Here is a 204-nt window from a genome sequence, read left to right as displayed (position 1 = left end):
GCGGCAATATCCAAATTCAACAAGCACAATTAAACGAAGGTCGCTGGCAAACTGCTATAGAAGCCTCTAATCTCCAATTGCATCGTTTAACAACATTGCCAAATCGTTTACCAGCAACCTTCAGCGGTCAAGTACAAGCCGCAGGTAGCCTAGACTCATTCCAACCAAAAGATATTCAAGCCTCAGCTAGAGGCAGCTTAAATA

General features: G+C 43.6%; 1 protein-coding gene. It reads left to right on the top strand.

The features are described 5' to 3' along the window. Positions 1 to 204 (top strand): hypothetical protein (locus MiSe_RS50670; protein WP_226595189.1); only part of this gene is annotated, 204 nt, incomplete at both ends.

This window comes from Microseira wollei NIES-4236, from assembly GCF_020521235.1.
In the GTDB taxonomy this organism is placed as follows: domain Bacteria; phylum Cyanobacteriota; class Cyanobacteriia; order Cyanobacteriales; family Aerosakkonemataceae; genus Microseira; species Microseira wollei.
Note: the sequence above shows the minus strand (reverse complement) of the source record. Positions and strands in the feature narration are given on the sequence as shown.